Origin of the sequence: Bradyrhizobium embrapense, from assembly GCF_001189235.2 — a bacterium.
GTDB classification, from domain to species: Bacteria; Pseudomonadota; Alphaproteobacteria; order Rhizobiales; family Xanthobacteraceae; genus Bradyrhizobium; species Bradyrhizobium embrapense.
Genome location: NZ_LFIP02000002.1, coordinates 931937 through 957191 on the forward strand (window position 1 = coordinate 931937; position 25255 = coordinate 957191).

A 25255-nucleotide genomic window follows, 5' to 3' on the forward strand; every position below is an offset into this window, starting at 1 on the left:
TGAGACAACGCGGCAGTGACACGGTGATGCGCAGTGATGCGTGTTGCGACGCAATCGTCAGCCCGAACTCCGTCCCCCGACATGATTATACTGCATAAACATGTCACGGCTTGCCTAGTCCGGACCGCGGCGCCTCTCCACTCACATTGCCGTCAGAGTGCGGGCATAAAAAAAGCCGCGTGCAGCACGCGGCTTTTCTGCACCAGTCACGTCAGGTAACTATCGCCACTCGACCTTGGTGATCTCGTAGGCCTTGGCGCCGCCCGGGGCCATCACTTCGACGGTGGTGCCCTTCTTCTTGCCGATCAGCGCGCGCGCCAGCGGCGAGGTGATGGAGATGCGGCCCTTCTTGGCGTCGGCCTCGACCTCGCCGACGATCTGCCACACCGCCTTCTTCTCGGTGTCCTCGTCGATCAGCGTCACGGTCGCGCCGAACTTGATGGTGTCGCCAGACAATTTCGAAATGTCGATGATGTCGGCGCGCGCCAGCTTGTCCTCGAGCTCGGCGATGCGGCCCTCGTTGTGCGACTGCTCTTCCTTCGCGGCGTGATACTCGGCGTTCTCCGAGAGGTCGCCGTGCGAGCGCGCTTCCGCAATATGTTCGATGATGCGCGGACGATCCTCCGACTGTCGCTTCTTGAGCTCGTCCGTCAGCGCGGCGTAACCGCCCGCGGTCATCGGAACCTTATCCATCATCTTCGTCCTTCATCGTGCGCGCCCGGCGGCCGTGCACGAATATCCAGTTCAGCCAACGCAGGAATCAGGACGCGAACGCGCCCGGAAGCCCAGTGATTTTCAGCCCCGCTAAGGGCCGTGACAACATCCAATCGCGCGGTGAGTTCCAGCCATTCGGCTAATTGACCGCGTCGGGCCTTCAGCCCAGGCGGCGGTCAGCTTTCGGAAAAGTAACTCTGAAGCGTGCGGACCTCAAGGTCCCCGTCCCGATAGGCCCGGATCCCCCGTGCGGCCGCCACCGCGCCTGAAAGAGTGGTGTAATATGGCACTTTATGCAAGAGGGCAGCCCGCCGCAGCGAGCGGCTGTCGGCCAGGGCCTGCGGGCCTTCGGTGGTATTGAACACCAGCTGGACGTCGCCATTGGTGATGGCGTCGACGATGTGCGGACGGCCTTCCAGCACCTTGTTCACCTTTTCCGTCGGCACGCCGTTGTCGCTGAGATACCGTTGCGTGCCCGAGGTTGCCATCACCTTGAAGCCGAGCGAGTGCAACAGCCGCACCGCATCTGCGATGCGCATCTTGTCGTCGCCACGCACCGAGACGAACACCGTGCCTTGCCGCGGCACGCGGGTGCCGCCGCCGAGCTGGCTCTTCGCGAACGCGACCTCGAAGGAGCGGTCGAGGCCCATCACTTCGCCGGTCGAACGCATCTCCGGTCCGAGCACGGTGTCGACGCCGGGGAAGCGCGCGAACGGGAATACCGATTCCTTCACGCCGACATGGTCTAGCTTCTTCTTCTTCAGCTTGAAGTCGGCGAGCTTTTCGCCGGCCATGATCCGCGCCGCGATCTTGGCGACCGGGGTGCCGATCACCTTGGCGACGAACGGCACGGTGCGGGATGCGCGCGGGTTGACCTCGAGCACGTAGATTTCGCCATCCTTGATGGCGTATTGCACGTTCATCAGGCCGACCACGTCGAGGCCGAGCGCGAGCTCGCGGGTCTGCCGCTCCAGTTCGTCGATGGTCTTGGCGTCGAGCGAATGCGGCGGCAGCGAGCAGGCCGAGTCGCCGGAATGGATGCCGGCCTCCTCGATGTGCTCCATGATGCCGACGATGAAGGTGTCCTTGCCGTCGCAGAGGCAGTCGACGTCGACTTCGGTCGCATCAGACAGATAGCGGTCGAACAGCAGCGGGTTCTTGCCGAGCACGGTGTTGATCTGCCCGGTCTTGTCGTTCGGATAGCGCGCCTTGATGTCGGCGGGGACGAGCTCGGGCAGGGTGCCGAGCAGGTAATCGTTGAGCTGGGTCTCCTCGCGGATGATCTGCATCGCGCGGCCGCCGAGCACGTAGGACGGGCGCACTACCAGCGGCAAATCGAGATCGGCGGCCACCAGGCGCGCCTGCTCGACCGAATAGGCGATGCCGTTCTTCGGCTGCTTGAGGCGGAGCTTGTCGAGCACACGCTTGAAACGGTCGCGGTCCTCGGCGAGGTCGATCGCGTCCGGCGATGTACCGAGGATCGGCACTTCGGCGGCTTCCAGCGCGCGGGCGAGCTTCAGCGGGGTCTGGCCGCCGAACTGCACGATCACGCCGTGCAGCGTTCCTTTCTTGCGCTCGGTCGCGACGATCTCCAGCACGTCCTCGGCGGTGAGCGGCTCGAAATACAGCCGGTTCGCAGTGTCGTAGTCGGTCGACACCGTTTCCGGATTGCAGTTGACCATGATGGTCTCGTAGCCGGCGTCCTCGAGCGCGAAGCAGGCGTGGCAGCAGCAATAGTCGAACTCGATGCCCTGGCCGATGCGGTTCGGCCCGCCGCCGAGAATGATCACCTTCTTGCGGTCGGACGGCGCGCTCTCGTCGGCAAGCTCGCCGGCGAACGGCCGCTCATAGGTCGAATACATGTAGGCGGTGGGCGAAGCGAACTCCGCCGCGCAGGTGTCGATGCGCTTGAACACCGGGTGCACCCCGAGGGCATGGCGCTTGGCGGTCACGTCGGCTTCGGTGGTGTCGGTCAGCACGGCGAGCCGCGCATCCGAGAAGCCCATCGCCTTCAGGGTTCGCATGCCGAACGCGTTCGGCGGCAGGCCGTTGCTGCGGACCTTGCCCTCCATCTCGACGATGGCGCGCATCTCCGCGAGGAACCACGGGTCGATCTTGCACGAGTTGAAGATCTCCTCGTCGGTCCAGCCGAGCCGCATCGCCTGCGCGACCTGCAGGATGCGGTTCGGCGTCGGCGTGCCGAGCGCCGCGCGGATCGCGTTCTTGTCGTCGCCGCGGCCGAGCCCCTCGATCTCGATTTCATCTAGGCCGGTCAGGCCGGTCTCGAGCCCGCGCAGGGCCTTCTGCAGGCTTTCCTGGAAGGTGCGGCCGATCGCCATCACTTCGCCGACCGACTTCATCGACGTGGTCAGCGTGGAGGAGGCGCCGGGGAATTTCTCGAACGCAAAGCGCGGAATTTTCGTGACGACGTAGTCGATGGTCGGTTCGAACGAGGCGGGGGTGGCGCCGCCGGTGATGTCGTTGGCGATCTCGTCGAGCGTGTAGCCGACGGCGAGCTTGGCCGCGACCTTGGCGATCGGGAAGCCGGTGGCTTTCGACGCCAGCGCCGACGAGCGCGACACGCGCGGATTCATCTCGATCACGACCATGCGGCCGTCGACCGGGTTGATGCCGAACTGGACGTTGGAGCCGCCGGTCTCGACGCCGATCTCGCGCAGCACCGCCAGCGAGGCGTCGCGCATGACCTGATATTCCTTGTCGGTCAACGTCAGCGCCGGCGCGATGGTGATGGAATCGCCGGTATGCACGCCCATCGGATCGAGATTCTCGATCGAGCAGATGATGATGCAATTGTCCTTTTTATCGCGCACCACCTCCATCTCGTACTCTTTCCAGCCGAGCACGCTTTCCTCGATCAGCACCTCGTTGGTCGGAGAGGCGTCGAGCCCGCGCTCGATGATGTCGAGGAACTCCTCCTTGTTGTAGGCGATGCCGCCGCCGGTGCCGCCCATGGTGAAGGAGGGCCGGATGATCGCGGGCAAGCCGATTTCCGACAGCGCCATCAGTGCCTCACCGAAGGCGTGCTCCTGATAGCGCTTGCGGCGGTCGTTCTCGCCGAGCGTCCACTGCCGTTCGAGTTCTTCCAGCGCCTCGCCGGACAGCTTCTCCCGCTCGGCCAGGTATTTATCGCGGTAGGTCTTCTTCAGCGCCGAGGCATTGGCGAGCCGCGATTTCGGCGTCTCCAGCCCGATCTTGGTCATGGCCTCGCGGAACAGCTGGCGGTCCTCGGCCTTGTCGATGGCGTCAGCGGTGGCTCCGATCATCTCGACGTCGAATTTGTCGAGCGTGCCCTGACGGCGCAGCGACAGCGCGCAGTTCAGCGCGGTCTGGCCGCCCATGGTCGGCAACAGCGCGAAGCCGCCCGGGATGACGTGGCGCTCCTTCTCGATGATCTTGCCGACGATCTCGGGGGTGATCGGTTCGATATAGGTGGCGTCCGCCAGTTCCGGATCGGTCATGATGGTGGCCGGATTGGAATTGACGAGGACGACGCGGTAGCCCTCCTCCTTCAGAGCCTTCACCGCCTGCGTGCCGGAATAGTCGAACTCGCAGGCTTGGCCGATCACGATGGGACCGGCGCCGATGATCAGGATGGTGGAGATGTCGGTTCTTTTGGGCATCAGCTCTCGCGGACTGGAATTTGGGCACAAAAAAAGGGCGCGCTTTCCGCGCGTCCCTCGAGCCATGCGCTACCTTTTGTAGCGCCGGAAGCGCGATCCCTCGCGCGCGGGTGGTCTTTAGACCAGTTTCCGCACCCGCGAAACCCCCAAAAACGCCCAATCAACTGCGATTCGGGGGAAATTCCTCATCTGACGTATGCCCGGTTGGGGGTGCTCGGGATGTGGGGTGGGTTGCCCGGGAGGCACGGCTTCGTCCCTGTGGGCTACGCCGCGGCAGCCTTCGCTACAACAAGGCTTGCCGAGCCGAAGCTGCGTCAGCAGCGAAGGCTGGAGGCCCGGCCTGGATTTGAACCAGGATAAACAGTGTTGCACCACTGCCGCGTCGACGCTTCCGCCACCGGGCCGAGTGGATCATTACTGATTATTTCAGCGCCGGCTACGTTTGCTTTAGGGTAACGTTAATGCCTGGCGCAACCTTGGGTCAGTGGTGCGCCACGAATGTCATCCGCCACGGATTGTGCCCGATGTTGCGCGGCGCGCGCGTGGCGTCAAAGCCTGCGGCGGCGAGCTTTGCGATCATCTCGTCCTCGCGGTAGCGCTGCAGCCCGATCCTGGTGCGCAGCTGCCGGTAATCGGACAGCGCCGTCGAGGCGAGCCCGATCAACGCATCGCGCAGGAAGCCGTGGGTCGCGGCAAAGCGCAGCAGCGCTATGACGTCCCTCGCCATGCCGACTTCGGGCCGCAGGATATCGCCGAGCACGAAGCGGCCCGAGGGTTTCAGCAGGCGATGGATCACGTCGAACGCGGCGTCGAGCTCCTGCGGCGTCATGTATTGTGCCACCGAGTTCATCACCACGAGGTCGATCGAATCCGCCGCCATGTTCTTCAATTCATCGAGCGAGCGGATGCGGATCCTGGTGTCGGACGCAAAACGCGCGACCAGGCGGCCGCGCACGCCGGGCGCAGGCTCCGCCAGATAGAGCTGGGCGCAGGCATTGGCGACCTTCGCCGCCGACAGCGCCTCACCGCAGGCGTAGTCTAGCACCACGGCGCCGGGCGAGGTGATGTAGCCGATGATGTCGTTGGCGATGACCTGGAAATGCAGGTCGCGGTGCAGTCGGCTAGCATAAATCGTATGTGTGGAATCGTAATAGTCGATCCATTCATCCATCGCGTTTGGTATCCGGCAGAACGGGTTCCTGACTTTCAGGAACAGGTGGGCTGATGATGCGTTAGCGGTCCGGCGGCCAATGTTCAATGCGCCGAAATACGGGGTTCCTAACAGGAAGGTCCAACGTGAGCAAAGCCAACAGTAACGCCAAGTCTGACAAGATATCAGCCGATCTCGGTACGCCGAGTGATTTGCCGCAAGCCGCAGTGGACGCAATCTCGGCCTCGCTCAACACGCTACTGGCCGACGCCTTCGCGCTCTACCTGAAGACCAAGAATTTTCACTGGCACGTCAGCGGCCGGCATTTCCATGACTACCATTTGTTGCTGGACGAGCAGTCGGACGCGATCTTCGCGACCACCGACCAGCTCGCCGAGCGGGTGCGCAAGCTCGGCGGCGCGACGCTGCGGTCGATCGGCGACATCGCCAAGCACCAGACCATCAAGGACAATGACGAGGCTTATGTCCCGCCGCGCGAAATGCTGCGCGAGCTGATGGAGGACAACAAGCACGTCGCGGCGGCGATGCGCAGGGCGCACAAGCTCGCCGACGACCATGAGGATTCCGGCACCGCCGGCCTGCTCGAAACCTTCATCGACGAAACCGAGCGCCGCACCTGGTTCCTGTTCGAGGCAAGCCGCCAGGAAGGCAGCAACGCGGCCTGAGTCTCACCCTCTCCCCTTGTGGGAGAGGGTGGCGCACGAGCGGAGCGAGATGAAGCCGGATGAGGGGTCTCTATCTGCGGATGCAGACCCCTCGTCCATCGCGGATTTCATCCGCCCCACCTTCTCCCACAAGGGAGAAGGGACGGGGAGCAGCGCGTTGGCGCATCACCGCTTCCACAACCGCACCAGCGGCCCGTCCTTGCCCATCACCGGATCGGTTGCGGGGAGGGCCACCAGCGGGATCGTCTTCAGTGCCTTGGCGTGGTTCTCCGGCGTCGGCCGCTGCAGGTCCATTGGCGGGCCAGGCGGATAGGCGCCGACTACGCTGAAATCGCCGCTCGCCGACAGGCATTGATGCCCGGTGCCTGCGGGGAGGATCGCGACGTCGCCGGCGGTGATCTCCAGCGCACGCCCGCGCGCGCCGCCGAACTGCACGCGCGCGCTGCCGCAAGCGACGCCCAGCACCTCGTGCACGGTGGCGTGGTAATGCGTGAAGTCGTAGACGCCGTTGCGCCACATCGCGCCCCAGCCATTGTCGCCGAACAGTCGCTCGATCGTGGCTTCCGGATCTTTGCCGAGGTTGACGGCGCCCTTGTAGACCAGGAACGGCATCGGATTGTTCGGCACCAAGCCGTCGTCCTGGAAGACAAAAGTCAGGGGCTCGGCATCGCTGCTGACGACCGACATGGTAATTTCTCCAGCGCCTCGCGGGGCCATGATATCAGGACAAACCAAACCGTCGGCCCCAAAACCGTTCCTGCTAGATCTTGAACTTCAGGACGTCGTCCTTGAACCTGAGCCCGTGCCCCGGCCGCTCCGGCGCCGTGATCATGCCGTCGGCGATCTGCGGCGGCTCGACCCAGAGGTCGTCGATCAACGCCATGTTCTCGCACCAGATGCCGTTCGGAATCGAAGCCAGCAGGTGCACATTGAGTTCGGGAAACAGATGCGGCGCGATGGTGATGCCGAACGTGTCCGCGAGCGCCGCGATCTTGCGCAGGTCGGTCATGCCGCCGCGCATCGGGTCGGGTTGCAGGATCGGCAGGCAGGGATTGAGGAAGAACGGCCGCAGATCGTAGCGCGTGAAATGGGTTTCGCCGCCGACGACGCGCATGTCGAGCGCCGCCGCGATGCGCTGGTAGCCGGCGAAATCATCGGCCGGCACCGGCTCCTCCAGCCAGTAGATATCGTACTTCTCGAACTTGCGTCCCATCTCAATGGCGACATCGGCGCTCCAGCCCATATTGACGTCGATCATGATGTCGATATCCGGCCCGAGCGCCTCGCGCATGCGGCGCACGTTGTCGAGGTCCTGCGCGGGCGTGTGGACATGCGCGACCTGCATCTTGATCGCCTTGTAGCCCTGCTTCACGAAATGCAGCGCCTTCTCGATCATCCCGTCGCCGCCGGCGCCACGGAAGCAGCCGGAACCATAGACCGGGATCTCCGAGCGATAGTGTCCCCACAGCCGGTGCAGCGGCAGGCCGGCGCGTTTCCCCACCGCGTCCCACAGCGCAATGTCGAGCGCCGACATGGCCATCGCGGCGATACCGCCGCGGCCATAGGTCATCGTCGCCGTCCACAGATCGCGCCAGATCGCCTCGATCGCGGTGGCGTCCTTGCCGATCACGCGCGGGATGATGCACTCGTCGAGACAGGCCGCGATCGCCTTCATCGCCGGGCGGAACACGAACAGGTAGCCCATGCCGGTGATGCCGCCGGACGTCTCGACGTCGCAGATCAGGATGTCGCGCGTCTCGCCGAGCGCTGCGCCCTTCAGCCAGTGGTCGTCGGCCCAGGGCAGCCGCAGCATCGTGATGCGGATGTCGCGGATGGTCATGTCCGGGTTGGCTGGGGTCATCGGGCGTTCCCTTTATTTATACCGGATCATGTCGCCTGATCTCGGACGCGAAACTCAATCACAGGACGCCCGCGCCAATCCAGCGCGCTTCGTCATGGCTCCAATGCGCCAGGACGCGGTTGCCTTCAGGCGTTTTTGGGGAGCTCGAACACCATGCAGGTCGTGGTCGCGTGCGCGATCAGTTTGCCGTTTTGATCGGTGATGCGGCCTTCGGCGGTCGCGGCGCGACGGCCGGCGTTGAGTACCCGGCCCTCGGTGCGGATCTTGCCGGTGTCCTGGCTCATGCCGCGGACGAAGGAGATCTTGAACTCCAGCGTGGTGTAGCCCGAACCTTTCGGCAGTGTGGTCTGCACCGCGAGCGCCATCGCGGAATCGAGCAGGATCGCGACATAGCCGCCATGCACCGAGCCGATCGGATTGTAGTGGCGCAGGCCGGGGACGCTGTGGATCACCACATGGCCCGGCTCGGCGGTGCAGTCGAACGGTCCGACATTCTCCATGATCGGCGGCTCCGGCAAGGTGCGGGCGAAGATGCCCCGCACGAAGTCGAGCCCCGGCATCGACGCCATCACCGCAAGCGAGGAGACGCCGTAGACGGGCTTCGGGGTGGTGCTGTCGGTCATGTCGGAATTTCCGTGGTGTGATGCGAAGGCGCATTGTCGCTGTCGGTGCCAGCCGCGCACAACAGCTGTCATGCCCGGACTTGGTCCGGGCATCCATCTTTCTTCAAGGGATGGATTGCCGGGTCAAGCCCGGCAATGACGATCGGGAGCTAAGCCGCCTGCTTCTTCTTCCGCATCAGATCGGCGAAGCGCTGGAACAGATAGTGCGAGTCGCGCGGGCCGGGCGAGGCCTCCGGATGGTACTGCACCGAGAACACCGGCTTGCCCTCCAGCGCGATGCCGCAATTGGAGCCGTCGAACAGCGAGATATGGGTCTGGGTCGCACCTTTGGGCAGCGTGGCCTGGTCGACCGCGAAGCCGTGGTTCATCGAGGTGATCTCGACCTTGCCGGTGGTCTCGTCCTTGACCGGGTGGTTGGCGCCGTGATGGCCCTGATGCATCTTCATGGTCCTGGCGCCGACGGCGAGGCCGAGCATCTGGTGGCCGAGGCAGATGCCGAAGGTCGGCGTCCCCGACGCGATCACCTTCTGGATCACGGGCACGGCATATTTGCCGGTCGCGGCGGGATCGCCGGGGCCGTTCGACAGGAACACGCCGTCCGGCTTCATCGCCAGGATGTCTTCGGCGGCGGTCGTTGCCGGCACCACGGTCACCTTGGCGCCGACACCGGCAAGCAGGCGCAGGATGTTGCGCTTGATGCCGTAGTCGATCGCGACCACGTTGAATTCCGGCGCGCTCTGCTGGCCAAAGCCCTTGCCCCAAACCCAGGGCGTCTCATCCCAGGTGAAGCGCTGGCCGGAGGTGACCATCGGCACCAGGTCCATGCCCTCGAGGCCGGGCCATTCGCGGGCCTCTTCCTTCAATCCGTGCAGGTCGAACTCGCTGGTCTTCGAATGCGCGATCACGGCATTGGGCATGCCCTTGGAGCGGATCAGCGCGGTCAGCGCGCGGGTGTCGATGCCGGAGAGGCCGATGATGCCGCGCGCCTTCAACCACTGGTCGAGGTGGCGGGTGGCGCGGTAATTCGAGGGATCCGTGATCGCCGAGCGCAGGATCACGCCGCGTGCGCCCGGCGTCGCGGCCATGTTCACCGTCTCGATGTCTTCCTCGTTGGTACCGACATTGCCGATATGCGGGAAGGTGAAGGTGATGATCTGGCCGGCGTAGGACGGATCGGTGAGGATCTCCTCATAGCCGGTCATCGCGGTGTTGAAGCAGACCTCGCCGACGGCGTGGCCTTCCGCGCCGAGACCGAAGCCTTCCAGCACGGTACCATCGGCGAGCACAAGGAGCGCGGTCGGTTTGTGGTCCGGCCAGGTGGGAGCGTTTTCAGGGGTTGTCATGAGCCCTTTAAATAGTCGCCGCACCCTGCGGCGTCAAAGCGAAAGGGCATGGATTCACACGGCAATGCCCGCCGATTTGACAGGCCGGAACGGGCTTTTAATCTAAAGTTCCCTGAAGCGGCCGTTTGCTTGCCGAAAATGACCCGGTCCGGAGCTCCCGCATGGACAACACGATGCCGATCCTGCTCGTCCCGGGCGTCATCTGCTCACCGCGGATCTTTGCCCCGGTCATCCCGGCGCTGTGGCGGTTTGGGCCGGTCACGGTCGCCAACCATGTCAGGGACGACAATATGGGGGCGATCGCCCGCCGGATCCTCGCCGAGGCGCCGCCGCGTTTTGCGCTCGCCGGGCACTCGATGGGCGGCTACATCGCCTTCGAGATCATGCGGCAGGCGCCCGAGAGGGTCGCGAAACTGGCGCTGATGAGCACCCAGGCGAGGCCTGATACGCCGGAAGCAACCGCACGCCGCCGCGGCATGATCGAGCGTGCCAAAACCGGCGAGTATCGGAGCGTGGTCGACGAGCTGTTTCCGGGCTTCGTGCATCCGTCGCGGCAGGGCGATGCAGGCCTGCGTCAGGTCGTCTATGACATGAGCCAGGACGTCGGCGCCGAGGCCTTCATCCGCCAGCAGAACGCTGTGCTCAGCCGGCCGGATTCGCGGCCGAGCATGGCCTGGATCAAATGCCCGACCCTGGTGCTGACGTCGGATACCGACAACACCGTGCCGAACGCGTTGTCGGACGAGATGGCCAATGGCGTTCCCGGAGCCAAGCTCGTGGTGATCCCCGATTGCGGTCACCTGCCGCAACTGGAGCAGCCGCGGGCCTGCGCCGACGCGCTGGTTGAGTGGTTGAGGAACTAGGTTGTCCCGCCGCCGCAAACTGCCTACATGAGAGGATTGCCAGTTTAAGGACACCAGGATGCTGCGCGACGATATCAATACCGCGGTCAAGGAAGCGATGAAGGCGAAGGACGAGCGAAAGCTCTCCACGCTGCGCATGGTCAATTCGACCATCAAGAACGCCGACATCGACGCGCGCGGGCAGGGCAAGCCGCCACTCTCCGATGCCGATCTGCTCGGCCTACTGCAGAAGATGATCAAGCAGCGCCAGGAATCGGTCGAGCTCTACGACAAGGGTGGCCGCGCCGAGCTCGCCGCCCAGGAGCGCGAGGAGATCGCCGTGATCTCCGCCTATCTGCCGAAGCAGATGTCCGACGACGACGTGAAGGCCGCGATCGCGGCCGTCATCGCCGAGATGGGTGCGGCCGGCATCAAGGACATGGGCAAGGTGATCGGTGCTTTGAAGGCGAAATACGCCGGCCAGATGGATTTCGGCAAGGCCAGCGGCCTGGTGAAGGCGGCGCTGTCGTCCTGATTTCGTAGCCCGGATGAAGCGAAGCGCAATCCCGGTCAATCTATCCGTTCGGTGAGAACCCCGGATTACGCTTCGCTGCATCCGGGCTACGCATGACCTGCCCTGTGCGGGCCGGATGGCGGAGGCCTCCGATGTTTCGTGTCGCGGCGGACAGTCTGGAATCCTACCTCGCCTTCGATCCCGGCCGGACCGCGGATCTCGAACAAGTCCATGCGGTGATGCGAAAGGCCGCGCCTTCGCTCAAACGGCATTTTCATGCCGGCACGCCGGCCGGCGAAGCCGGCATGCGCATGAACATGATCGGCTACGGTCGGTTTTGCTACGCGATCAAGTCCGGCAAGACGGCGGTCTGGCCGGTGATCGGGGTCGCGCTGCAGAAGAACTACATCAGCATCTATGTCGCGGTCACCCGTAACGGGAAGCCGCTGGTGTCCTGCTACGCCGGCCGGCTCGGCGAATTGCGGGCCGGCAGCAACAATTTCAGCTTCGAGGCGTTTGCTGATCTGAAGGCGGCTGCCGTTGCGGCGCTGTTCGCCGAGGCCGCCGAGATCTTCAAGGCGGACAAGGAGAACCCGGTCCGCTACATGCAGGGAAGCTGAGATCGGCTGCCGAAAACGGGCCTGGCCTCGCGAAAGCGTCGCCTTCGGGGCGAAGTTCTGGATAAACTGGAGACAGGCCATGGCCGATCAGCAAGCTCCTTCCGATCCGGATCTGACACAAGGCGTGTCACTTTCCGACTTCGTGGGCGCGATGTTGCTCGGCCATGTCGGCGACGAGGCCGTGCTGCTGGTGCGCTCGGGAGCGGACATCTTCGCCATCGATGCGCATTGCAGCCATTATCACGGCCCGCTCGCCGACGGCCTGGTGGACGGCGAGACCGTCCATTGCCCCTGGCATCACGCCTGCTTTGATATTCGCACCGGTGAAGCGACCGAAGCGCCCGCTTTCAACGCGCTCGCCGTCTGGAAGGTCGAGCGCGACGGCGACCGCATCGTCGTGCGCGAGAAGCGCGAGCAGCCGAAATCTCGGATCAAGGGCCCGGTCGATGCGCCCGGCAGGATCGTGATCGTCGGCGGCGGCGCGGCGGGGTTTGCCGCCGCCGAGATGCTGCGACGGCAGGATTATCGCGGCAGCATCGTCATGCTGAGCGGCGAGACCGCGCCGCCGGTGGATCGGCCAAACCTGTCGAAGGATTTCCTCGCCGGCAGCGCGCCTGAAGACTGGCTCCCGCTCAAGCCGGACAATTTCTATGTTGATGCGGCGATCGATCTCAGACTGGGGAGCGAGGTCAAGTCGATCGACACCGGAGGCCGCAATGTCGTGCTCGCCGGCGGCGAAGCACTTCCCTATGACCGGCTGTTGCTGGCGACCGGTGCGGAGCCGGTACGGTTGCCGATCCCGGGCGCGGACCAGCCCCACGTTCACGTGTTGCGCACGCTGGACGACTGCCGGGCGATCATTGCCTCGGCCGCTGGAGCGCGCCGCGCGGTCGTGATCGGTGCGAGCTTCATCGGGCTCGAGGTTGCGGCCTCGTTGCGCGCGAGGGAGATCGAGGTTCACGTGGTCGGACTGGAGCAGCGGCCGCTGGAGCGCGTGCTCGGACCTGAGATGGGCGATTTCGTCCGCGCGCTGCACGAAGAGCATGGTGTCGTCTTCCACCTCGGCGACACGGTGACCGCGATCAAGGGCAAGCGCGCGCACCTGAAGAGCGGGCCCGTGCTCGATGCCGATCTTGTCGTGGTCGGCGTCGGCGTGAAGCCGCGGCTGGCGCTAGCGGAAGCCGCCGGGCTCGCCATCGATCGCGGCGTTACAGTGGACGCATATCTGGAGACCAGTGTCTCCGGCATCTACGCGGCAGGCGACATCGCCCGCTGGCCCGATCCGCACAGCGGCGAGAACATCCGGGTCGAGCACTGGGTGGTGGCCGAGCGCCAGGGCCAGACCGCGGCGCGGAATATGCTCGGGCAGCGCGAGGTCTTCAACGCGGTGCCGTTCTTCTGGAGCCAGCACTACGACGTGCCGATCAACTATGTCGGCCACGCCGAACGGTGGGACGAGATCGCGGTGGAGGGCAGCCTTGCGGGTAAGGATTGCGTGCTTCGCTACAAGCGCGGCGGCCGCGTACTGGCGGTCGCGTCGATCTATCGCGACCTCGACAGCCTCCAGGCGGAGGTCGCAATGCAGCAGCAGCGGGCGACAGCCTGACCGCTTTCCCCTCATGCAGGGGTTTGTGGTCTGGCTGCAATGCTCTAATCTGCAGCTATGCTTCAGGAAGCCAGAACCTACGACGAGCTCTATCGCAACTTCCGCTGGGACATTCCCGCGCGGTTCAACGTGGCGACCGCCTGCTGCGACCGCCATGCCGATGGCACCGGCCGGCTCGCGCTCCTCTATGTCGATGAGGACGGCGGCACCACGCGCACCTCGTTCGACGCGGTTGCGGACGCCTCGCGCCGCTTTGCCAATGTCTTGACCGCCGATGGCCTGGTGCGCGGCGACCGCGTCGCGGTCTTCCTGTCGCAATCGCTCGAACTGCCGGTCGCGCACCTCGCGGCATTCCGCGCGGGCATGATCTCGATCCCGCTGTTCGCGCTGTTCGGCGAGGATGCGCTCGAATTCCGCCTGTCGAACTCGGCGGCCAAAGCCGTCGTCACCGATGCGGCCGGCTGGGAGAAGATCGCAAAAATCCGCGACCGCCTGCCCGAGCTGAAGAACGTCTACCTCGTCGGCGACAAGACGCCGGCGGCGACAAAGCCGTTCTGGAGCGCAATCAAGTCGGCGTCGCCGGAATTCGCCACCGTCGACACCTCGGCCGACGATCCTGCGCTGATCATCTACACCTCGGGCACCACCGGCAATCCGAAGGGCGCATTGCATGCGCATCGCGTCGTGCTCGGCCACCTGCCCAATGTCGAGATGTGCCACAACTTCCTGCCCAGGCCCGGTGATCTGATGTGGACGCCGGCCGACTGGGCCTGGATCGGCGGCCTGATCAATGGCCTGCTCGCGTTCTGGTACCACGGCATCCCGATGGTCGGCCATCGCGCCCGCAAGTTCGAGCCGCAGGCGGCGATGCAGATGATGGCCGAGCTCGGCATCCGCAACGTGTTCCTGCCGCCGACCGCGCTGAAGCTGATGCGGCAGGCCGATGTGAAGAATTCCGGCGTCAGGCTGCGCAGCATCTTCACCGGCGGCGAGTCGCTTGGCGGCGAATTGCTCGGCTGGGTGCGCGATACTTTCGGGATCGACGCCCATGAGGTGTTCGGGCAGACCGAGTGCAATCTCGTGATCGGCAGCAATTCCAACCTGTTTCCGATTCGGCCGGGCTCGATGGGCCGCGCCACGCCGGGCTTCGACGTCCGCATCGTCAACGACAAGGGCGAGGAATTGCCGCGCGGCGAGCGCGGCATCGTCGGCGTGCGCCAGCCGTGCCCCTGCACCATGCTCGAGTACTGGCGCAACCCGGAGGCGACCGCCAAGAAATATGCCGGCGAATTCCTGCTGACCGGCGATCTCGGCGTGCAGGATGAGGACGGCTATTTCTGGTACGTCAGCCGCGAGGATGACGTCATCACCACGGCCGGCTATCGCGTCGGCCCGTCCGAGATCGAGCACACGCTGATGAAACATCCGGCGGTCGCGATGTCGGCGGTGGTCGGCATCCCCGATCCGATCCGCACCGAATCGATCAAGGCCTGGATCGTGCTGCGTCCGGGCTTCGCGCCGAACGATGCGCTGGCCCGCGAGATCCAGGAGTTCGTCAAGATCCAGCTCGCCGCCCACGAATATCCGCGCTTCGTGCAGTTTGCCGACAGCCTGCCGATGACCGCGACGGGCAAGGTGCTGCGGCGCGAGCTAAGGGCGCTGGGCTAGGGCTACGCCGCCGGTATTGATCCGCATCAATGCGGCTCGCGCAATCGCTTGCATCGATGCGCGTTCAATCATTCGCGGCAGGGCTGATGTCGGTCTCTGGCAAGTTCGATCCAGTGGTGCGCAGGATCCGCGTGGCTGACATCGCGGAGGCGCTGGGGCAGGGGCTGCGCGATTTCCAGGCGGTGCCGCTCTATGGATTGATGTTCGGCGCGATCTACATGCTCGGCGGCAACGCCATCCTGCTTTGCCTGACCGCGCTCGGCATGGTCTATCTGGCCTATCCGCTCGCGGCGGGGTTTGCCTTGATCGGCCCGTTCGTTGCGATCGGTCTCTACGAGATCAGCAGGCGCCGCGAAGCGGGCGAACCGATCTCGCTCGGCGCGATCTGGTCGAAGCTGCGCTCGCGGGGCGAAATCGGCTGGATGGCGTTCGTCACGTTGTTCGTGTTCGTGATCTGGATGTACCAGGTGCGGCTGCTGCTCGCGCTCCTGCTCGGGCTCAACGTGTCCTTTTCCAGCCTTCGTGAGTTCATCACGGTGGTGCTGACCACCGATGAGGGCCTGCTGTTCCTCGCCATCGGCAATGCCGACGGGGCGGCGTTGTCTCTGATCCTGTTCTCGCTGACGGTGATATCGTTCCCGCTGCTGCTGGATCGCGAGGTCGATTTCGTCACCGCGATGATAACGAGCGTGCGTGCAGTCGTCACGAGCCCGCTGCCCATGATCGGGTGGGCGGCGGTGATCGTCGTGCTGCTAATCGTTTCGGCGATCCCGTACTTCCTGGGGTTGCTCGTGACGATTCCGGTGCTCGGCCACACTACCTGGCATCTCTACCGCCGCGTCGTGGTCCCGGTTGGCTCTTTTGCCGACCCGATCCTGCGCCGGGAGTAAGTCACGTCGGCATCGGAATTCCCAATTCCTTCAGCGCTGCCATCATGCGCACCGGCGGCTGCATCGGGATCACCATGGCCCTGCCGGTCTCCATGAGGCTCTTCAGGCTGGAGAGGATCGCCGGCCAGCCGGTGCGGCCGCCGGACAGGATGTCGTCGCTGATCGGGCGGTCATGCGATTGCAGCAAAGTCAGCTTTACGCCGTCGCCGGCTTGTTCGATCTCCCAGGTGACGAGCGTCGGCCCGAGCTTCTCGACGAGCTGCGGCCAGTTGACGTTGAAGGTAACCGTCAGCCGCCTCAGGGGATCGCACTCGATCACCTCGCCGGAGATATGCATCGCGCCGTCGGGCGTGCGCACGATGTAGGCGCCACCGACCCGAAGATCGACCTCGACCGCGTTGCCGGAAAAATACTGCCGGCTGAGTTCGGCGGTCGTCAGTGCCTGCCACACCTTCTCCGGGGTCGCGGCGATGTAGATCGCATAGACGATGGCCGGCTTGAATTTATCGACGTTCATGTCCGCACGTATCCTTCGATAGATTTTCATTGTCATTCGAAGCCTTCGATCCCGAGCGCGACAGGCGGGATCGCGACCGCCTTGCCGGTCTCGAGCAGGCTCTTGAGGCTGGACAGGATCGCGGGCCAGCCCTTGGAGATGCCGTCGAGCAGCTTGCTGCCGACGCCGAAGCCCTCATGGGTCGCGGTCAGCTTCACGATCCGGCCGAACGGCTCAAGCGTGAATACGACTTTCGTTGCCGACTCCTTGCGCATTCCAGGATCGGCTTCGTGCTTGAACGTGTAGGCGAGGCGGCGCGGGCGGTCGATCTCGAGTATCTCGCCGGTGTCGGTGACCTTGCCGTTCGTCACCAGCGCGAGCGGCGCACCGATCTTCCAGTTCGACCTCACCTCGGTATCGAACCAGTACTGCTGCGTGAATGCGCTGGATGTCAGTGCATCCCACAGCTTCTCTGGCGTAGTCTCGATGTAGGTGACATAGGCGAATTCGGGCTTAGGCATGGTAGGCCTCCCTCGCGCCGCTCGTGAGCAGGTCGGCCGGCAATTCGCGTCCGGTCTCCAGGAAGCTCTTCAGGCTTGCAATCACCATCGGCCACCCGCCGGAGATGTCGCGCAGCGTTTTCGGACCGAGGTTGTCGTGCGTCACGGTCAGCTTGACGACCCCGCCGTGCGGTTCGATGTCGAAGGTCACGCGCGAGACCTGTTCGCGCGCATGACCTTCCTTCACCACGTCCCAGCTGTAGGCGAGTTTGCTCGGTGGATCGGCGATCAGCACTTCGCCCTGCACGGCGCGGCTGCTGTCCTTGGACAGGTGGTAGGGCGAGCCGACCTTCCAGTCCGAGCTGATCCGATAGCCGAACCAGAACCGCTCGGTGAAGTCGCTCGATGTCAGCGCGTGCCACAGCTTGTCGGCCGTGGTCTCGATATAGGTGACGTAGACATAGTCCGGCTTACTCATCACGCTTCTCCAATTGTCTTTTCAATTCGCTGAGCGCGGCGAGCTTGCCGCGCTCGAACTTCCTGATCCAGCGCTCGCCGATCTGATGGATCGGAACCGGGTTGAGGTAATGCAGTTTCTCGCGACCATGCTTGATCGTGGTGACGAGGTTGGCCTCCTCGAGAATCCCAAGGTGCTTGGTGACGGCCTGACGCGTCATGTCGAGACCGTCGCAGAGCTCACCGAGCGTCTGCCCGTTTTGATCGTGAAGCCGGTCAAGCAGCATCCGCCGTGAGGCATCCGCGAGGGCTTTGAAGACTTCATCCATGGGTCGGACAATAGGCAACCAAATGGTTGCATGTCAAGAGCGTGTGTTTGGGCGCCAGTATCGCCGTGCTAGCGTTCCGCGCAGCCAACGCAGATTGGCCTGGGAATTCGGGGTGGTGCGCATGGGTGGTCGCGTTACGGCAGTTTGCTGCGTGTTCTTTTTCGTCCTGCTCGCGAATGCTGCGGGCGCCCGGCAGCAGAAGATCGGCGACCCGCCTGAAGCCTCCAACATGCGGCTGGTTGGAACCAGCGACCTGCAGGCGCGCAGCGCCTATCAGCCGACCATCCATCACCAGGGCGACAGATGGATCGCCTATATCGGCCATCACGGCGGCACCGACGACATTCCCGATCCGGTCAATCCGATGACCGGCAAGCCTGAACCAAACGGCACCTCGATCGTCGACGTCACCGATCCCGCGCATCCGAAATATCTGCGGCACATTCCAGGCCAGGAAGGCAAATACGAATCCGGCGGCGCGCAGATGGTGCGGATCTGCGACGGCAAGGATCTGCCGAAGGGCGATCGCAACGCGGTCTACATGCTGCGCACCTTCGGCAGCGAGGCGCATGAGATCTGGAACGTCGCCGATCCCGCCAATCCCGTGTTGATCACCCGGATCGGCGGGTTGAAGGACACGCATAAGAACTTTTGGGAATGCGACACCGGCATCGCCTATCTTGTGTCGGGGGCGCCGGACTGGCGCACGCGGCGCATGACGCAAATCTATGATCTCTCCGATCCTGCGCAGCCAAGGAAGATCAGGGATTTCGGCCTGCCCGGGCAGGAGCCGGGCGCGACCGGCGCGGTGCCGACCGAGCTGCACGGGCCGATCTCGACCGGGCCGCAGGGCAACCGCGTCTATTTCGGCTACGGCACTAACAAGGGCGGCTTCCTGCAGATCGTCGATCGCGACAAGCTTTTGAATGGGCCCAAGGAGCCGACACCGGACAATCTGAAATTCCCGGAGATCGCGCGGATGCCGCTGTCAGCGATGAACGGCGCGCACACGGTGTTTCCGATGCCCGGCATGCCAATCGCCGAATTCGCCCATGACAAGGACGGCAAGACGCGCGACATCGTGATGATCGTCGACGAGGCGATCCAGAACGAGTGCGGCGAGGCGCGGCAGATGGTATGGTTCGCCGACGTCACCACCGAGGCACGGCCGATGCTGATCTCTAGCTACACCGTGCCCGAGGCCTCCGGCGCCTTCTGCGAGCGCGGCGGCCGCTTCGGTTCACATTCGTCGAACGAGAGCATGGCGCCGGTCTACTACAAGAAGCTGGCGTTCATCGCTTTCTTCAATGCCGGCGTCCGCGCGCTCGATATCCGCGACCCCTATCATCCCAGGGAAGTCGGGTACTTCATTCCCTCCATCACCGCGGCGACCGACAAGCGCTGCGTCACGATCGGCGACAAGGAGCGCTGCAAGGTCGCGATCCAGACCAACAATGTGGAGACCGACGAGCGCGGTTTTATTTACGCGGTCGACCGCGCCAACACCGGCCTGCATATTCTCGAACTGACCGGCGCGGCGCGGGCCGTCGCCGGGCTGCCGTGAGCGGGCGATGATGCGCTCGTGGCAGCTTATGGTTGCGATGTTCCTGGCGCTCGGCGGCCTGTCGGCCGTGGCCGGCTACGAGATGGCGCCGCCGCGCCTCCCGCAATGGCGCGAGATCGCCTGGCCGTTCCCGCGCGACGGCTGGCCCGCCGGTCGTGCCTTCCGCTGCGGTGTGGCCGAGTGCGGCACTGAGGTCGAGGTTTACTTCCGGCCGAAGCTCGGCTTCTGCAACTGCGAGAGCGGCGTCGCCGATGACGACGAGGTCGACCGCGTGTCCGACGTCGACATGATCAGCCCGCGCTTTGTGCCGCTGAAGGCGGGTGATGTCCTGCGGGTGGCAGACATGCCGGGACGGGTGAGGGCTTATGATGTCGACGGCAATCGAGCTGCGATCGGTATTGCTGTGTCGCATCGCTGCGACCTCATGGCCGTGGCGGCGCAGGGCAGCGGCGATGCCGCACAGGTGCAACGGGCGACGTTGAAGTTTCTGGAGTCACGAGAGATCAGAACATGGATGATCGCGGCCATGGAGGGGCGCTGAGGGGGCCTTCTCTCGCATGCGAAATGGTGTCGTCACCCGCGCAAGCGAAAGCGGGTCACCCAGGTACGACGGGGATCAGCAGGAACTGCTTCCTCTCCGCCCGTCCCACGTGCATAATTCAGCCTCATCTTCAGTGAGATCTCCATGTCCCTGCAAGCCTATTTCGCCTTCGTCGCCGCCTGCATCGCGCTGGCGCTGCTGCCCGGTCCGATCGTCACGATGGTGATCGCCAACGGGCTGCGCTACGGCACGCGCGCCGCGCTCACCAACGTGCTGGGCGCGCAGGTCGGGCTCGCGATCGTGATCGGCATCGTCGCGGTTGGGTTGACCTCGCTGATGGCGACGATGGGCTACTGGTTCAACTGGGTGCGCTTTGCCGGCGCCGCCTATCTGGTCTGGCTCGGCATCAAGCTGATCCGTTCGCCGGTCGAGGGCGTCGGCACCGACGACCGGCCGCCGCCGCCGCGCGGCGGGTTCTTCCTGCAGGGCTTTCTGGTGCTGCTGTCGAACCCGAAGGTGCTGGTGTTCTTCGGCGCCTTCATCCCGCAGTTCATGGACATGGACAAGCCGCATTTGCCGCAGGTGGCGCTGCTCGGCGTCACCTTCATGGCAACCGCGGTGCTGACCGACGCCGCCTACGCGCTGGCGGCCGGCCGCGCCCGCAAATTCTTTTCCAAGGAGCGGACGCGGCTGATGTCGCGCATCTCAGGCGGCTTCATGATCGGCGGCGGCATCTGGCTGGCGCTGACCCGGGCACGCTAGACTAAGCTGCAGGTTACGCAGCAATCCGCTCGACAAGGTCGCGCACCAGCCCCCTCAGCAGGTCGAGCTTGTATCCGGTCATCGTCAGTGGCTTGGCCCCCGATGTTGCGAGCTCGGCGGCTTGCGCGATGGTCGCCGCGTCGGCCGGCTTTCCCTGCAGCGCGGCAGCGCTCGCGGCAAGCCGCAGCGGGACCGGGGCGATGCCGCCGGCGGTGATATGGACCTCACGGAAGACTCCGCCCTCTATCACCGCCCGCACGCAAATCTCGACCAGCGGCCATTCGGCATGCGTCCGGCTGATCGCGCGTTTGTAGAGCGCGCGTTCGCTGGCCAGCGGGGCAGGGAGCTCGATCCGTTCGATCCGTTCGCCCGGTGCGAGCAGATTGTCGGCGGTGCCGTTGCTGCCGTCGCCGAGCACCTCGGCGATCGACAGCCCGCTGCGCCGGTCGGTGACGATCTTCGCATCATAGGCCAAGAGCGCCATCGCCATGGTCGACGGATGCGGCGCCACGCAAGGGCCGAGATCGAACGCGACGTGATAGAGATGATTGCCTGATCGTGCCGGACAGTCGGAGCCGCCCTTCTTGAGACAGCCGATCTGCGGATTGCGGAAATACCAGCAGCGCGAGCGCTGCGCGAGGTTGCCGCCGAGCGTCGCCATGTGCCGGATCTGCGGCGTGGCAAGACCCTGCGCGGCGGCAGTGATGCCGGGATAGGCTTGCGCCAGCCGCGCGTCGGACGCGATCGCCGCGATTGCGGTCAGGGCGCCGATCCGCGCCGCGCCGTCCGCATTCCACGCAATCCCGATCGTATCGGGACTGGCGGTGAGATCGATGACCGATCCGCACGACAGGCCGCTGCGGCGGCGCTCCGACAGGTCGGTGCCGGCGGCACGGAATTCAGGCGCGGTGATGACGTCTGCGGTTGCGACGCTCATGCGGCATCCCTCCCTTTCAGCGCGGCGACGATGCGGTCGGGGCGGATCGGAATTTCGGTGAGGCGGACACCGATTGCGTCGTGGATCGCGTTGGCGACCGCGGCCGAGGTCGGCACCGTCGAGGCCTCGCCGATGCCGACGCTGTTGCCGAGCACATGATCGAACCCGGCTTCGTCGAAATGCACATCGATCTCGGGCGTGTCGGCGATGCCGGGGATGCGATAATCCTCCATTCCCGCGGTCAGGACGTCGCCGCTGTTAGGATCGAGCTCGCGTGCCTCATAGAGCGCGTAGCCGAGGCCCTGGATCACCGCGCCGCAGGCCTGGCTGTGCGCCAGCGCGGGAGCCGCGATCTTGCCGACCGCAATCCCGGTATGCACGTTGAGCACGCGGACATGGCCGAGCCAGGTGTCGACCTCGACCTCTATCACCTGCACCGAGCTCGGCACGCCGGCGCCGACCGCGATGTTCGAGAAGCGGCGCATCATCCAGCCGAACACCATGCCCATCAGGCCGACTTCGCGCAGCGGCGAGCGGATGCCGGGCGCGGTGTTCTTGCCGTCCTCGCCGCGCGCTTCCGCCACCGCAATGTCGGGCGAGCGGGCGATCAGCTCGCGCCAGGGCGCGTTCGAGCCGGGCGCGGGCTTTCGTGTGGCCTGTTCGAGGATCGCAGCCTTCAGCTTCCGCACCGCCAGCAAGGTCGGCGGCATCACCGAGGCGGTGACGCGGCTGCCGCCGGAACCAGGCCCTTCGGGCAGCGATGAATCGCCGATCCGCACGTCGATGTCGGCAGGCTCGAGATCGAACTCGCGTGCGATGGTGTCGGCAAGCACGCTGCGGGTGCCGGTGCCGATGTCCTGCGTCGCGGTGCTGGCGACGATGCGTCCGCTCTTGACCGCGACCTCGACCTTCACATTGGGCTGCCAGAGATAGAGCCAGTAGCCGGTCGCCACACCGATGCCGCGGCGATAGCGCCCGCTCTGCTGCGGTTTGCGATTGCGCCAGAGCTCGAGCCCGGATGCCCAGTCGTAGAGCCGCTGACGGTTGGGATCGGGATCCCAGCGCTTGCGCAGGGCGATCGGATCGACCTTGAGCCGCAGCGCGGCCTCGTCGATCGCCTGCTCCACCGCAAATGCCATCGGCGGACCGCCGGGGCCGCGGAAGGCGGCGCCGGGCGGCAGATTGCTGATGACGTCGAAATCCGACAGGTCCTTCGCCTCGGCCGGATAGATCAGCCGCGCCAGGCCCGCGATCGTCGAGTTGGTCGCAGCGCCCGTGTCGGCATGCGCGGTGACCGAGAGCGCTTTCAGCTTGCCATCATCAGAAGGGAGCAGCGCGACCTTCAGTTCGGCGGCCGGCCGATAGCCGGCGACCGAGAGCTCCTCCTGCCGATCGTAGGCGACCCGCACCGGCGCCTTGGCCTCGCGCGCCAGCTCGATCGCGGCGATGGTCTCGGTGCCGAGGCTTGCCTTCGATCCGAAGCCGCCGCCGACGTGATCGGCGATCACGCGGACCTTGTCGTGGTCGAGCTTGTAACGCTTGGCGATCTGCTCCTTGAGATGAAACACCTGCTGCGTCGAGGCGTGCAGGGTCAGCCGGTCGCCGTCGAAGCGCGCCACCGCGGCGTGCGGCTCCAGACATGCATGCTGTTGCGTCGCGGTGCGGAAGGTGCCTTCGACGAGCAGCTTGTTGCCCGCCTGGCGCGCCTCCTCGACCCAGTTGCGGGCTTTCTTGGCGCGGGTCGAGAACACCGCGGTCGGCCCGCGGATGTTCTGCTTCCATGGTGCCAGTCCGCCGGCCGCCTCGGAGACGTTGCCGGCCCGCTTGCGGTTCGCTCTGTCGAACACGACAGGCGCGCCATCCTTGCGTCCGGCGTCGAGACCGACCACCGCGGGCAGCTTTTCGCTGGTCAACTTGATCGCCGCGAGCGCGGCCAGTGCGGTCTTGCGGTCCTTGGCCGCGACCGCCGCGATCGGCTCACCGACATAGCGCAAGATCTTGTCGTCGCCGAGCAGCGACACCGCCGTGACGCCGGCGAGCGCGCGCGCTGGCGCGAGATCGAGCGCGGTGATGCGCGCATGCGCCACGCGCGAGCGCAGGATCAGGCCTTCATGCTGGCCGTCATGCTTGATGTCGACGGTGTATTTCGCAGCTCCCGTCACCTTGTCGCGCGCCTCGATGCGGGGCGCTGCGACATTGTCGCCGTCGAAACGGCCGGCGCAGGCGTCCGCCACCGCGCGGAATATCCCGTCATAGGCGCCGCAGCGGCAGAGATGGCCCGACAGCGCCGCGCCGATCTCCTCGCGCGAGGGCGCGGCCGTTCCCCTGGTCGCGCGCCATTGATCGCAGAACGCGACAGATTCCACGATGAATCCTGGCGTGCAGAAGCCGCATTGCAGGGCGTCATGCGCCATGAACGCCTTCTGCACCGGATGCAGCCTCGTGGCGCCGATGCCTTCCACCGTCGTCACCGCCTTGCCGGCGGCAGCCCGCGCCGGCATCAAGCAGCTTGTGACCGGCGCGCCGTCGACCAGCACGGTGCAGGCGCCGCAGACGCCGGCGCCGCACACCAGCTTGGTGCCAGTGAGCCCGAGCTGGTCGCGCACGATGTCGATCAGGAGCGCGTCGGGATCGTCGGGCAGGGATTCGGCGCGGCCGTTGACGGTCGTCGTGGTCATGACTGTCCTCCAGTTGTCCTGCGTGTCGACTTGTTGCGGATTGCCGCCTTCCTGGCGGGCGGCTGTCGCGAGTTCGGCAACGATCTGGGCACAGCGCCGGCGCAGAGCGTCCGCACCATGGTCGCCATGTCCTTCAGGAACGCATCGGCCGGCTGCATCGCCGGATATTGCGACTTCGCGGCGTACATCGACATTTCGACCAGCCGCGCGAATTCCTCCGGCGACAGCCTCTGCGGCAGCACAAGCTGCTGCTTGCGCACGATACGCGCGATGGTGGCGGCCACGCGCTCCGTATGGCGCGCGGCATAGGTCTGGTAGAGGTCGCGCGCGTGCACGAGGTGCTCGGAATACAATTCCTCGATATGCGGCGAGCTGTCCAGCGAGGCGATCATGGTCGATATCCGCGCGGTCATGCCCGCGGCGAGGATGTCGCCGAGATTGCCGCCCGCTGCCTCTGCCGCGGCGACGGCGCTGTCCTCGGCCGCGATGGCGCTCTCATGCACGCGCTCGATCACGGCGCGGAACAGCGCCTCCTTGGATTCGAAATGGTGGTAGAGCGCCTGCCGCGTCAGGCCTGCCGCTTCCGCGACCTGCTCGATCGAGGAGCGGCGAAAGCCGTGCCGGCGGAATACCAGCATGGTGGCATCGAGAATGCGGGTTTTCGGTCCCATTTGACGAATTTGACAAAGATAGAAGATTTGTCAAATCGCGATTTGGTGAGGCAGGGAGCTGTGTGCCCGCGCCTGTGTGTGAGCAGCGTCACGGGTGGGTGTGCCCGATCTCCGTAAAGCTTCGTCATGCAAGGGCGAGCCCGATCGCCCGGCGCTTGCGAGG

The 25255-nt window shown here is 65.1% G+C and carries 24 protein-coding genes and 1 tRNA gene; 10 read left to right on the forward strand and 15 right to left on the reverse strand.

Features of this window, described 5'->3' with window-relative positions; genetic code table 11:
- Window positions 1-219: 219 nt before the first annotated feature.
- The 4 genes from greA to AKN83_RS11870 all read right to left on the reverse strand — a co-directional run bounded on the left by greA (window position 220) and on the right by AKN83_RS11870 (window position 5526).
- The gene (gene greA, locus AKN83_RS11855) at window positions 220-693 is read right to left on the reverse strand and encodes a transcription elongation factor GreA (protein WP_157113323.1); all 474 of its coding nucleotides are present in this window, start codon (window positions 691-693) and stop codon (window positions 220-222) included.
- 197 nt (window positions 694-890) lie between these two features.
- Complete coding sequence (gene carB / locus AKN83_RS11860; RefSeq protein WP_050402717.1) at window positions 891-4355, reverse strand: carbamoyl-phosphate synthase large subunit; 3465 nt, start codon at window positions 4353-4355, stop codon at window positions 891-893.
- 328 nt (window positions 4356-4683) lie between these two features.
- A tRNA-OTHER gene (locus AKN83_RS11865) sits at window positions 4684-4759 on the reverse strand.
- A 77-nt stretch (window positions 4760-4836) separates the two neighbouring features.
- A complete protein-coding gene (locus AKN83_RS11870) occupies window positions 4837-5526 on the reverse strand; it encodes a class I SAM-dependent methyltransferase (RefSeq protein WP_050402716.1) in 690 nt (229 codons plus the stop codon).
- Between the two features lie 125 nt (window positions 5527-5651).
- Between AKN83_RS11870 and AKN83_RS11875 the strand changes: the two genes are divergently transcribed.
- Window positions 5652-6191, forward strand: coding sequence for a Dps family protein (locus AKN83_RS11875; RefSeq protein WP_050402715.1), 540 nt, complete (start codon window positions 5652-5654; stop codon window positions 6189-6191).
- Between the two features lie 165 nt (window positions 6192-6356).
- Here AKN83_RS11875 and AKN83_RS11880 read toward each other — a convergent pair whose 3' ends face one another.
- The 4 genes from AKN83_RS11880 to carA form a co-directional block, all read right to left on the reverse strand.
- On the reverse strand, window positions 6357-6878 hold the full coding sequence (locus tag AKN83_RS11880) for a hypothetical protein (protein ID WP_050402714.1): 522 nt from the start codon (window positions 6876-6878) through the stop codon (window positions 6357-6359).
- Between the two features lie 73 nt (window positions 6879-6951).
- Complete coding sequence (locus AKN83_RS11885; protein WP_083992010.1) at window positions 6952-8052, reverse strand: mandelate racemase/muconate lactonizing enzyme family protein; 1101 nt, start codon at window positions 8050-8052, stop codon at window positions 6952-6954.
- A gap of 125 nt (window positions 8053-8177) precedes the next feature.
- Window positions 8178-8675, reverse strand: coding sequence for a PaaI family thioesterase (locus tag AKN83_RS11890; protein WP_050402712.1), 498 nt, complete (start codon window positions 8673-8675; stop codon window positions 8178-8180).
- Window positions 8676-8824: 149 nt separating this feature from the next.
- Window positions 8825-10018, reverse strand: a complete 1194-nt coding sequence (gene carA, locus AKN83_RS11895) for a glutamine-hydrolyzing carbamoyl-phosphate synthase small subunit (protein WP_050402711.1) — start codon at window positions 10016-10018, stop codon at window positions 8825-8827.
- Window positions 10019-10179: 161 nt separating this feature from the next.
- Here carA and AKN83_RS11900 point away from each other — a divergent pair, with 161 nt between their 5' ends.
- The 6 genes from AKN83_RS11900 to AKN83_RS11925 all read left to right on the forward strand — a co-directional run bounded on the left by AKN83_RS11900 (window position 10180) and on the right by AKN83_RS11925 (window position 16158).
- Window positions 10180-10881, forward strand: a complete 702-nt coding sequence (locus tag AKN83_RS11900) for an alpha/beta fold hydrolase (protein ID WP_050402710.1) — start codon at window positions 10180-10182, stop codon at window positions 10879-10881.
- A gap of 58 nt (window positions 10882-10939) precedes the next feature.
- Window positions 10940-11395 (forward strand): GatB/YqeY domain-containing protein, encoded by a 456-nt coding sequence (locus AKN83_RS11905; protein ID WP_050402709.1) that lies wholly within the window; start codon window positions 10940-10942, stop codon window positions 11393-11395.
- 131 nt (window positions 11396-11526) lie between these two features.
- A complete protein-coding gene (locus AKN83_RS11910; RefSeq protein ID WP_050402708.1) occupies window positions 11527-11994 on the forward strand; it encodes a hypothetical protein in 468 nt (155 codons plus the stop codon).
- A gap of 79 nt (window positions 11995-12073) precedes the next feature.
- Entirely contained in the window at window positions 12074-13600 is a 1527-nt protein-coding gene (locus tag AKN83_RS11915) for an FAD-dependent oxidoreductase (RefSeq protein WP_050402707.1), read from the forward strand.
- Window positions 13601-13657: 57 nt separating this feature from the next.
- Complete coding sequence (locus AKN83_RS11920) at window positions 13658-15268, forward strand: acyl-CoA synthetase (protein ID WP_050402706.1); 1611 nt, start codon at window positions 13658-13660, stop codon at window positions 15266-15268.
- 86 nt (window positions 15269-15354) lie between these two features.
- Window positions 15355-16158 (forward strand): DUF2189 domain-containing protein, encoded by an 804-nt coding sequence (locus tag AKN83_RS11925; protein WP_050402794.1) that lies wholly within the window; start codon window positions 15355-15357, stop codon window positions 16156-16158.
- A 1-nt stretch (window position 16159) separates the two neighbouring features.
- On the opposite strand, the gene AKN83_RS11930 is transcribed toward AKN83_RS11925, so the two are convergent.
- From AKN83_RS11930 to AKN83_RS11945, 4 genes are read right to left on the reverse strand one after another with little or no spacing between them, the layout of a single operon-like run.
- Window positions 16160-16675 (reverse strand): SRPBCC family protein, encoded by a 516-nt coding sequence (locus AKN83_RS11930; RefSeq protein WP_050402705.1) that lies wholly within the window; start codon window positions 16673-16675, stop codon window positions 16160-16162.
- A gap of 32 nt (window positions 16676-16707) precedes the next feature.
- Window positions 16708-17175, reverse strand: a complete 468-nt coding sequence (locus tag AKN83_RS11935) for an SRPBCC family protein (protein ID WP_050402704.1) — start codon at window positions 17173-17175, stop codon at window positions 16708-16710.
- Window positions 17168-17632, reverse strand: coding sequence for an SRPBCC family protein (locus AKN83_RS11940; RefSeq protein ID WP_050402703.1), 465 nt, complete (start codon window positions 17630-17632; stop codon window positions 17168-17170). Before AKN83_RS11940 ends, AKN83_RS11935 begins: the two co-directional genes overlap by 8 nt.
- The gene (locus AKN83_RS11945; RefSeq protein ID WP_050402702.1) at window positions 17625-17939 is read right to left on the reverse strand and encodes an ArsR/SmtB family transcription factor; all 315 of its coding nucleotides are present in this window, start codon (window positions 17937-17939) and stop codon (window positions 17625-17627) included. The genes AKN83_RS11940 and AKN83_RS11945 overlap by 8 nt, the downstream gene beginning before the upstream one ends.
- A 121-nt stretch (window positions 17940-18060) precedes the next feature.
- On the opposite strand from AKN83_RS11945, the gene AKN83_RS11950 reads away from it, so the two are divergent.
- From AKN83_RS11950 to AKN83_RS11960, 3 genes are all read left to right on the forward strand, one after another.
- Window positions 18061-19503 carry an LVIVD repeat-containing protein gene (locus AKN83_RS11950; RefSeq protein WP_050402701.1) on the forward strand — a complete coding sequence of 481 codons (1443 nt, stop codon included), beginning with the start codon at window positions 18061-18063 and terminating at the stop codon, window positions 19501-19503.
- Window positions 19504-19510: 7 nt separating this feature from the next.
- Window positions 19511-20044 (forward strand): hypothetical protein, encoded by a 534-nt coding sequence (locus AKN83_RS11955; protein WP_083992011.1) that lies wholly within the window; start codon window positions 19511-19513, stop codon window positions 20042-20044.
- A 144-nt stretch (window positions 20045-20188) separates the two neighbouring features.
- Window positions 20189-20806: a LysE family translocator gene (locus AKN83_RS11960; RefSeq protein ID WP_050402699.1), complete on the forward strand. Its 618-nt coding sequence runs from the start codon at window positions 20189-20191 to the stop codon at window positions 20804-20806.
- Between the two features lie 13 nt (window positions 20807-20819).
- On the opposite strand, the gene AKN83_RS11965 is transcribed toward AKN83_RS11960, so the two are convergent.
- From AKN83_RS11965 to AKN83_RS11975, 3 genes are read right to left on the reverse strand one after another with little or no spacing between them, the layout of a single operon-like run.
- Complete coding sequence (locus tag AKN83_RS11965) at window positions 20820-21743, reverse strand: FAD binding domain-containing protein (RefSeq protein WP_050402698.1); 924 nt, start codon at window positions 21741-21743, stop codon at window positions 20820-20822.
- Window positions 21740-24421 carry a molybdopterin-dependent oxidoreductase gene (locus AKN83_RS11970; RefSeq protein ID WP_050402697.1) on the reverse strand — a complete coding sequence of 894 codons (2682 nt, stop codon included), beginning with the start codon at window positions 24419-24421 and terminating at the stop codon, window positions 21740-21742. Before AKN83_RS11970 ends, AKN83_RS11965 begins: the two co-directional genes overlap by 4 nt.
- The gene (locus AKN83_RS11975; protein ID WP_050402696.1) at window positions 24418-25092 is read right to left on the reverse strand and encodes a TetR/AcrR family transcriptional regulator; all 675 of its coding nucleotides are present in this window, start codon (window positions 25090-25092) and stop codon (window positions 24418-24420) included. Before AKN83_RS11975 ends, AKN83_RS11970 begins: the two co-directional genes overlap by 4 nt.
- Window positions 25093-25255 lie beyond the last annotated feature (163 nt).

Coding starts and splice junctions, on each gene's coding strand:
- greA (WP_157113323.1), bottom strand. CDS start 693: ATGGATAAGGTTCCGATGACCGCGGGCGGTTACGCCGCGCTGACGGAC.
- carB (WP_050402717.1), bottom strand. CDS start 4,355: ATGCCCAAAAGAACCGACATCTCCACCATCCTGATCATCGGCGCCGGT.
- AKN83_RS11870 (WP_050402716.1), bottom strand. CDS start 5,526: ATGGATGAATGGATCGACTATTACGATTCCACACATACGATTTATGCT.
- AKN83_RS11880 (WP_050402714.1), bottom strand. CDS start 6,878: ATGTCGGTCGTCAGCAGCGATGCCGAGCCCCTGACTTTTGTCTTCCAG.
- AKN83_RS11885 (WP_083992010.1), bottom strand. CDS start 8,052: ATGACCCCAGCCAACCCGGACATGACCATCCGCGACATCCGCATCACG.
- AKN83_RS11890 (WP_050402712.1), bottom strand. CDS start 8,675: ATGACCGACAGCACCACCCCGAAGCCCGTCTACGGCGTCTCCTCGCTT.
- carA (WP_050402711.1), bottom strand. CDS start 10,018: ATGACAACCCCTGAAAACGCTCCCACCTGGCCGGACCACAAACCGACC.
- AKN83_RS11900 (WP_050402710.1), top strand. CDS start 10,180: ATGGACAACACGATGCCGATCCTGCTCGTCCCGGGCGTCATCTGCTCA.
- AKN83_RS11905 (WP_050402709.1), top strand. CDS start 10,940: ATGCTGCGCGACGATATCAATACCGCGGTCAAGGAAGCGATGAAGGCG.
- AKN83_RS11910 (WP_050402708.1), top strand. CDS start 11,527: ATGTTTCGTGTCGCGGCGGACAGTCTGGAATCCTACCTCGCCTTCGAT.
- AKN83_RS11915 (WP_050402707.1), top strand. CDS start 12,074: ATGGCCGATCAGCAAGCTCCTTCCGATCCGGATCTGACACAAGGCGTG.
- AKN83_RS11920 (WP_050402706.1), top strand. CDS start 13,658: ATGCTTCAGGAAGCCAGAACCTACGACGAGCTCTATCGCAACTTCCGC.
- AKN83_RS11925 (WP_050402794.1), top strand. CDS start 15,355: ATGTCGGTCTCTGGCAAGTTCGATCCAGTGGTGCGCAGGATCCGCGTG.
- AKN83_RS11930 (WP_050402705.1), bottom strand. CDS start 16,675: ATGAACGTCGATAAATTCAAGCCGGCCATCGTCTATGCGATCTACATC.
- AKN83_RS11935 (WP_050402704.1), bottom strand. CDS start 17,175: ATGCCTAAGCCCGAATTCGCCTATGTCACCTACATCGAGACTACGCCA.
- AKN83_RS11940 (WP_050402703.1), bottom strand. CDS start 17,632: ATGAGTAAGCCGGACTATGTCTACGTCACCTATATCGAGACCACGGCC.
- AKN83_RS11945 (WP_050402702.1), bottom strand. CDS start 17,939: ATGGATGAAGTCTTCAAAGCCCTCGCGGATGCCTCACGGCGGATGCTG.
- AKN83_RS11950 (WP_050402701.1), top strand. CDS start 18,061: ATGGGTGGTCGCGTTACGGCAGTTTGCTGCGTGTTCTTTTTCGTCCTG.
- AKN83_RS11955 (WP_083992011.1), top strand. CDS start 19,511: ATGATGCGCTCGTGGCAGCTTATGGTTGCGATGTTCCTGGCGCTCGGC.
- AKN83_RS11960 (WP_050402699.1), top strand. CDS start 20,189: ATGTCCCTGCAAGCCTATTTCGCCTTCGTCGCCGCCTGCATCGCGCTG.
- AKN83_RS11965 (WP_050402698.1), bottom strand. CDS start 21,743: ATGAGCGTCGCAACCGCAGACGTCATCACCGCGCCTGAATTCCGTGCC.
- AKN83_RS11970 (WP_050402697.1), bottom strand. CDS start 24,421: ATGACCACGACGACCGTCAACGGCCGCGCCGAATCCCTGCCCGACGAT.
- AKN83_RS11975 (WP_050402696.1), bottom strand. CDS start 25,092: ATGGGACCGAAAACCCGCATTCTCGATGCCACCATGCTGGTATTCCGC.